This window comes from Novacetimonas pomaceti (assembly GCF_003207955.1).
GTDB lineage: Bacteria > Pseudomonadota > Alphaproteobacteria > Acetobacterales > Acetobacteraceae > Novacetimonas > Novacetimonas pomaceti.
Genome location: NZ_NOXG01000004.1, coordinates 183,010 through 189,478, shown reverse-complemented (window position 1 = coordinate 189,478; position 6,469 = coordinate 183,010). Strand labels below are relative to the sequence as shown.

Below are 6,469 nucleotides of genomic sequence, written 5' to 3'. Positions count from 1 at the left end.
TCTAGAAAACCAAACCGCTAAACTCAAGAACTTTCTGCCCCCGAAGCGGTGAACGGGGATATACGGCCACCAATCACCACCGTCAATCAAAAAATGAAAAAAATCGGCAGGTTTGTTATTGCAATCCCAGAACAAAATGCCGTTTCAAAACAGTATTCTGGCGGTTCTACGCCGTTTTCTGGCGATCCATCAGCATGTCGGTCACGGCATTCTTGAACGGCGAAAGCATGTCGGCCACCCGCAATCCGGCGCGACGCAGTTCGCGGAAAGGCATTTCATCGCGCGTGTAAAGCGTCGCGATTCCATTGGTCGCGGCAAAAAGGGGCGCCGTGGCGAGGCGATGGCGCCGCTCGAACCGGCGCAGGACCGACAGGCTGCCGATCGGTGCTCCCTTCTCCATGGCGGCGGCGACTTCCTGTGCCAGCGTTTCCTGCCCTTTCAGGCCAAGGTTGAATCCGTGGGCTGTAATCGGGTGCATGCCCACGGCCGCGTCCCCCACCAGCGCAAAGCCGGGGGTTGCGAAACGATGGGCATAGACCCCACGCAGGGGATAGACATGCCGCGTGCTGACCAGGCGCATGCGCCCGAGGCGATTTCCCACCCGCTGCATGATCTGGGCGTTGAAGGCGTCACGCTCCATATGCCGCAGCGCCTCGATCCGGTCGGATGGCAGCGTCAGGACAACGGACGACGCCCCCCCGTTGACCGGCAGAAGGGCGATGGTCTGCCCCTCGTCAAACCACTGCGTGGCGACGTGATGGTGGGGGGATTCGTGCGCCATGCGGCAGACAAGCATGGAACGGCGGAAATCATGGACAACCGCGCCAATACGCTGCAGCCGGCGGACCTGCGAAAACCGGCCGTCCGCCGCGACAACCAGGCGGGAGGTCTCCTCCCCCCCGTCATGGACGACCGTCATTTCCTCCCGCCCGTTGCGCACATATTGCGTGGCGGTTCCACCACGGATCGTAATGCCCGGCCGTTCGGACGCCTGCGCGTACAGGGCGCGGCGGATCAGGTGGTTGGAAACCAGATAGCCAAGGGCATCCACCCCGCGTCCGCGCGTATCGAACGTCAGCGGATGGTTATGCCGCCCGGTTTCCACCCGTGCCTCACGCAGGGGGGAAATCGCGACTTCCGGAATATGCGCCCATGCCCCGATATTTTTGAGCACGCTTACGGAATGATGGGTCAGCGCGATTTCACGGCCATCGAACGGGGCCTCGGCCAGGGTGGAGGCAGGCGCGCGTTCCATGACCGTGACCGACAGGCCCAGCGCCTCCAGTGAAAGGGCGGTGGCAAGGCCGACCGGGCCACCACCGATAATCGTCACGTCGCTTTGCACGTCCTGATACTCCTGATGGCCGCCCGGGGCGCATCACGCCGGGGGTGAATGCTGGGGCGGATAATGTTTTACGCGGACCTAGTCCGCAGCCTTCTCGTCCGCCGCGAAATGAACGGGCGCGCCATCCCATTGCGCGACATAGCCATCGACCGGCCGCCTGCGGGGGGATTTCGCATCGGGGGATGGCGTCCCCACGAACAGGAACCCCGCCAGCCGGTGTGGAGGGGGAAAGCCCAGCTGCGTCGCAAGTTGCGGGTCATAGGTGACATCGCCACTGACCCACACGCCGCCAAATCCCGTGAAATGAAGCGCATTGAGGACATTCATCGCGGCGGCGGCCACGGCCATTTCCTGCTCGATCAGCGGGATTTTGTGATCGGGACGCAGGTGCATGCCCAGCGCGATGGTCAGCGGCATGGTCGAAAACCGGCCGCGCCGCTTCTCGATCTTGGCTTCGGCCACATCGGGGTCCAGACGTTTCATGCTGGCGACCACCAGTTCGGCGGCCTTTGCCCGCGCATCGTCGCGGATCACGACATAACGCCACGGACGCAGGCGTCCGTGATCGGGCGCGCACATCGCGGCCGACAGGATACGCTCCAGCTGCGCGGGGTCTGGCGCGGGCTGGGTCAGCGCATCCGTGGAAAAGCGTGACAGCAACAGATCAAGCGACGTCATAACATACGTTCCTCCGGCAACGGGCCGCGTGGCACGGGACGTGACAGGCAGGACCCGGCAGGCACAGGGACAGCCCACGCGCAATGCCAACCTGCGCCGGTGTGCCGCTGTGGCCTTACCCTAGCGAGACGGCTGTCCCGCGCATGGTCCATGGACGGCAGCGCCCTGACCTTACCCATCCGGCCCTTACTCATCCGGCCGTGCCCGTGCGATACGCACCGCACCATGCCGCAGAAGCCACCCGAAGCCAAGGGAGCGGCATAAAACGCCCCGTCACATGCGCCCGCGAATGCCCCATATCGCGCGAATACCGCAGAACAGCAGGCAGGAACGCTATGGATTCCATTACCTGCCTTCTGTAGAAGAAATAACCATGAATACATCCCGCACCGCCACGATTCATCGCGCCACCAGCGAAACCGACATCACCGTCACCATTGACCTGGATGGCAGCGGAAAGACCGAAATCGATACCGGCATCGGCTTCTTCGACCACATGCTCACGGCGCTTGGCCGCCACAGCATGTGCGACCTGACGGTGCGGGCGAAGGGCGACCTGCATATCGACTATCACCACACGGTCGAAGATACCGGCATCGCGCTGGGCAAGGCCTTTGCCCAGGCGATTGGCGACAAGCGCGGCATCCGCCGGTACGGCAGCGCGGTGGTGCCGCTGGACGAGGCGCTGAGCGAGGCGGTGATCGACATTTCCGGCCGCCCCTACCTTGCATGGTCGGTCGAGTTCACCCGCGACAAGATCGGGGAGATGGATACCGAACTGTTCGAGGAATTCTTCCGCGCCTTCGCCATGAGCGCGCTGGTGACGCTGCATGTCATCCAGCGTTCGGGCCGCAACTGCCACCATATTGCCGAGGCCTCCTTCAAGGCGCTGGCCCGCGCGCTGCGCATGGCGGCCGAACACGACCCCAGGGCGCAGGGAATCGTGCCCTCCACCAAGGGCGTGCTGTGACCATCCGTGGCATCAGGTCCCCGGCGGCATGGCGGGGCACGCGACATGCCGCCACCATCGTGGCCATGGGGCCGGATGCCGCGCGCCCGGCCCGTAACGCCATCCCTTCCCCCACCCGCGCATGAGATCCCCGATGCCCCCCCTGCCCCAGTCCATCGTCGTCATCGACTATAACGGCGGCAACCTTGCCTCCGCCGCGCGGGCGCTGACACGCGCGGCGCAGGATTGCGGCATCGCGGCCAACGTCACCATCACCGCCGACCCGCACGACGTGCTGTCGGCGGACCGCATCGTCCTGCCCGGACAAGGGGCGTTCGCCGACTGCGCCGCCGGACTGTCGGCCCGGCCCGGGCTGCGCGATGCCATCGTGGCCGCCACCGACGCGGGCACGCCGTTCCTGGGCATCTGCGTGGGCATGCAGCTGATGGCGCAGCGCGGGCTTGAACATGGCGTCACGCCGGGTTTCGGATGGATCAGGGGGGATATCGGCCTGATGTCCGCGCCCGGCCTGCGCCTGCCGCAGATGGGGTGGAACCAGCTCGACTTCATTCCGGGCGCGCATCCCCTGACGGACGGGCTGGCGCGCGACGCCCATGGCTATTTCGTGCATTCCTTCGCGCTTGGCGGATATGACCCGGCAACGCTGGTGGCCACCACCGATTACGGCGGCACGGTGCCGGCCATCGTCGCGCGCGGCAACCGGGCGGGCACGCAGTTCCATGTGGAAAAAAGCCAGCAGGTGGGCCTGCGCATCCTTGCCAACTTCCTGCGCTGGACGCCCACGCCCGCCATGGATGCGACATAGGCCGCCATGAATTCCTCATCCACCGCGCGAATGACCACCGAACGGCTGCAGGCACTGTCGGAAGACGACCTGCAGTCGCTGTGCGAGGCCACACATGCCGCCATCCTTGATGGCGGGGGGTTCGGATGGCTCAGCCCGCCGCCGCATGACGTGCTGGAACGCTATTTCCGCGGGCTGCTGCTGGTGCCTGAACGCCAGCTGTTCGTGGCGCGCCACAACAGCGTGATCGTGGGCGCGGCCCAGCTTGTCCGGCCGCCCCGCAATAACGAGGCGCAGGCCATGAGCGCGGCGCTGATGCATTTCTATATCGCGCCCTATGCCCGCGGGCTGGGGCTGGGACGGCTGCTGCTGACCGAGGTGGAGCAGTGCGCGCGCGCCATGGGATACCAGATCCTCAACCTCGATGTCCGCGCGACGCAGAAAGACGCCATCGCGCTGTTCCGCTCCCATGGATTTCACCACTGGGGCACCCACCCCAGCTATGCCCGCACGCACGGACAGACCGTCAGCGGATTTTTCTTTACCAAGCGCCTGCAGGATGATGAACGGATCGTGCCCGCCCATCCACAGGATACCTCCACCCCCATTCCTGCCGCAGGACATGCCGACGTGACCGGACACAGCCTGACACTCTATCCCGCAATCGACCTCAAGGACGGATCGTGCGTGCGCCTGCGCCGTGGCGAAATGGACCATGCCACCGTCTATTCCGACGATCCCGGCGCGCAGGCGCGGGCGTGGATCCACGCAGGCTGCAGGTGGCTGCATGTGGTCGACCTCAATGGCGCGTTCGCCGGGCGCTCCGCCAATACGGAGGCGATCGAGGCGATCATCGCCAACGCCACCGTCCCGGTGCAGCTTGGCGGGGGATTGCGTGACCTTGACAGCATCGGGCACTGGCTGGCGGCGGGCATCACGCGCGTCATCCTGGGCAGTGTCGCGGTCAAGAACCCCGATCTGGTGCGCGAGGCATGCCGCCTGTATCCCGGCCGCATCGTCGCGGGCATCGACGCGCGCGGCGGGCAGGTCGCGACCGAGGGCTGGGCCGAGACATCGGAAATGAAGGCGGTCGAACTGGGCCTGCGGATGCGCGACGTGGGCGTCGCCAGCGTGATCTTCACCGAAATCAGCCGCGACGGCATGCTGACGGGCATCGACATCGCCCAGACGGCGGAACTGGCGAACGCGCTGGACATCCCCGTCATCGCCAGCGGCGGCGTCGGCAGCCTTGAACACCTGGAGGCCCTGCGCGCCGCCACGACCCGGGCGCCGGGGATCGAGGGGGTGATCGTCGGGCGCGCGCTGTATGACGGGCGGATCAATCCCGCCGACGCGCTGCGGGTGCTGTCCTGATGCTGAAACTGCGGGTCATTCCCTGCCTCGACGTCAAGAACGGGCGCGTGGTCAAGGGCGTCAATTTCGTGTCCCTGCGCGACGCGGGCGATCCGGTGGAACAGGCGGCGGTCTATGACGCGGCCGGGGCGGACGAACTGACGTTCCTCGACATCACCGCCAGCAATGAAAACCGCGACACCATCCTTGATGTCGTCAACCGCACGGCCGAACGCATCTTCCTGCCGCTGACGGTGGGTGGCGGCGTGCGCACGACCGACGACATGCGCCGCCTCCTGCTGGCGGGGGCGGACAAGTGCGCCATGAACTCCGCCGCCGTGTCGCGCCCCGAACTCATCAGCGAGGCCGCGCAGAAATTCGGCAGCCAGTGCGTCGTCGTCGCGATCGACGCGCGTTCGGACGGGCATGGATCGTGGGAGGTCTATACCCATGGCGGACGCACCCCCACCGGGCGCAATGTCATCGACTGGTGCCGCGAAGTGGCCGAACGCGGGGCGGGCGAAATCCTGATGACCAGCATGGACCGCGACGGCACGGGCAAGGGGTTCGACCTCGACCTGCTGCGCGCGGCCTGCGGCGCGGTGCGCGTGCCCATCGTCGCCTCCGGCGGGGTGGGGGATCTGCACCATTTCGTCGAAGGGGCGAAGGCGGGGGCGACAGGGCTTCTGGCCGCCAGCGTCTTTCACTTCGGACAGTTCACGATCCCGCAGGTCAAGCAGGCGCTGGCGGCGGCGGGCCTGCCCGTGCGCCTGAACAGCTGACCCCGACGCCGCCCAATCCTCATCCCCCAACGGAGGACACCATGCCCAAGCCCCCCAAATCCAAGACCGCCGCCGACAAGCCCGCCAAGGCGAAGAAGACCGCCACCCCGAAGGCCGCGCCCAAGCAGGCCACCGCCCCCCGGCCCGGCCCGGCCGTGGTGCTGGAGGAAATGCCGCTGGCGACGCCCGACGTGCTGGACCGCCTGTTTGATGTGGTGAGTTCCCGCAGGGGCACCGACCCGTCAATCAGCCATTCGGCCCGCCTGCTGGCGCGCGGACGGCGCAAGATCGCCCAGAAATTCGGGGAAGAGGCGGTCGAGTGCCTGATCGAGGCCGTGGCGGGCAACCGCGACGAACTGATCAGCGAAAGCGCCGACGTGCTGTACCACCTGATCGTCATGTGGGTGGACGCGGGCGTGGAACCGGCCGAAGTCTGGGCCGAGCTCCTGCGGCGCGAGGGCACCAGCGGCATCGCGGAAAAGGCCGCCCGTCCCCGCGACCCGCTGGCGTGACCGCGCCTTGGGGGCATGCCCCCGCCCGCGCGTCGTTTCGCGCGA

8 protein-coding genes are annotated in these 6,469 nt (G+C 66.5%); 6 read left to right on the top strand and 2 right to left on the bottom strand.

The genetic code is table 11. The features are described 5' to 3' along the window. Nucleotides 1-166: 166 nt before the first annotated feature. Nucleotides 167-1,345 (bottom strand): 5-demethoxyubiquinol-8 5-hydroxylase UbiM, encoded by a 1,179-nt coding sequence (gene ubiM, locus CFR71_RS06870; RefSeq protein WP_110529029.1) that lies wholly within the window; start codon nucleotides 1,343-1,345, stop codon nucleotides 167-169. A gap of 78 nt (nucleotides 1,346-1,423) precedes the next feature. Continuing rightward, complete coding sequence (locus CFR71_RS06865) at nucleotides 1,424-2,023, bottom strand: nitroreductase family protein (protein WP_110529026.1); 600 nt, start codon at nucleotides 2,021-2,023, stop codon at nucleotides 1,424-1,426. 373 nt (nucleotides 2,024-2,396) lie between these two features. Between CFR71_RS06865 and hisB the strand changes: the two genes are divergently transcribed. Genes hisB through CFR71_RS06840 form a run of 6 tightly spaced genes read left to right on the top strand, consistent with a single transcriptional unit; the run spans nucleotide 2,397 to nucleotide 6,424 of the window. Further along, a complete protein-coding gene (gene hisB, locus CFR71_RS06860; RefSeq protein WP_110529138.1) occupies nucleotides 2,397-2,993 on the top strand; it encodes an imidazoleglycerol-phosphate dehydratase HisB in 597 nt (198 codons plus the stop codon). After that, the gene (locus CFR71_RS17130; RefSeq protein ID WP_275405105.1) at nucleotides 2,990-3,118 is read left to right on the top strand and encodes a hypothetical protein; all 129 of its coding nucleotides are present in this window, start codon (nucleotides 2,990-2,992) and stop codon (nucleotides 3,116-3,118) included. Before hisB ends, CFR71_RS17130 begins: the two co-directional genes overlap by 4 nt. An 8-nt stretch (nucleotides 3,119-3,126) precedes the next feature. Further along, nucleotides 3,127-3,798, top strand: a complete 672-nt coding sequence (gene hisH, locus CFR71_RS06855; RefSeq protein WP_110529023.1) for an imidazole glycerol phosphate synthase subunit HisH — start codon at nucleotides 3,127-3,129, stop codon at nucleotides 3,796-3,798. Nucleotides 3,799-3,804: 6 nt separating this feature from the next. Next, nucleotides 3,805-5,151, top strand: coding sequence for a 1-(5-phosphoribosyl)-5-[(5-phosphoribosylamino)methylideneamino]imidazole-4-carboxamide isomerase (gene hisA / locus CFR71_RS06850; protein WP_110529019.1), 1,347 nt, complete (start codon nucleotides 3,805-3,807; stop codon nucleotides 5,149-5,151). Continuing rightward, nucleotides 5,151-5,912: an imidazole glycerol phosphate synthase subunit HisF gene (hisF, locus tag CFR71_RS06845; protein WP_110529016.1), complete on the top strand. Its 762-nt coding sequence runs from the start codon at nucleotides 5,151-5,153 to the stop codon at nucleotides 5,910-5,912. Before hisA ends, hisF begins: the two co-directional genes overlap by 1 nt. 41 nt (nucleotides 5,913-5,953) lie before the next feature. Then, nucleotides 5,954-6,424, top strand: a complete 471-nt coding sequence (locus CFR71_RS06840; RefSeq protein WP_110529013.1) for a phosphoribosyl-ATP diphosphatase — start codon at nucleotides 5,954-5,956, stop codon at nucleotides 6,422-6,424. The last annotated feature ends 45 nt before the right edge of the window (nucleotides 6,425-6,469 follow it).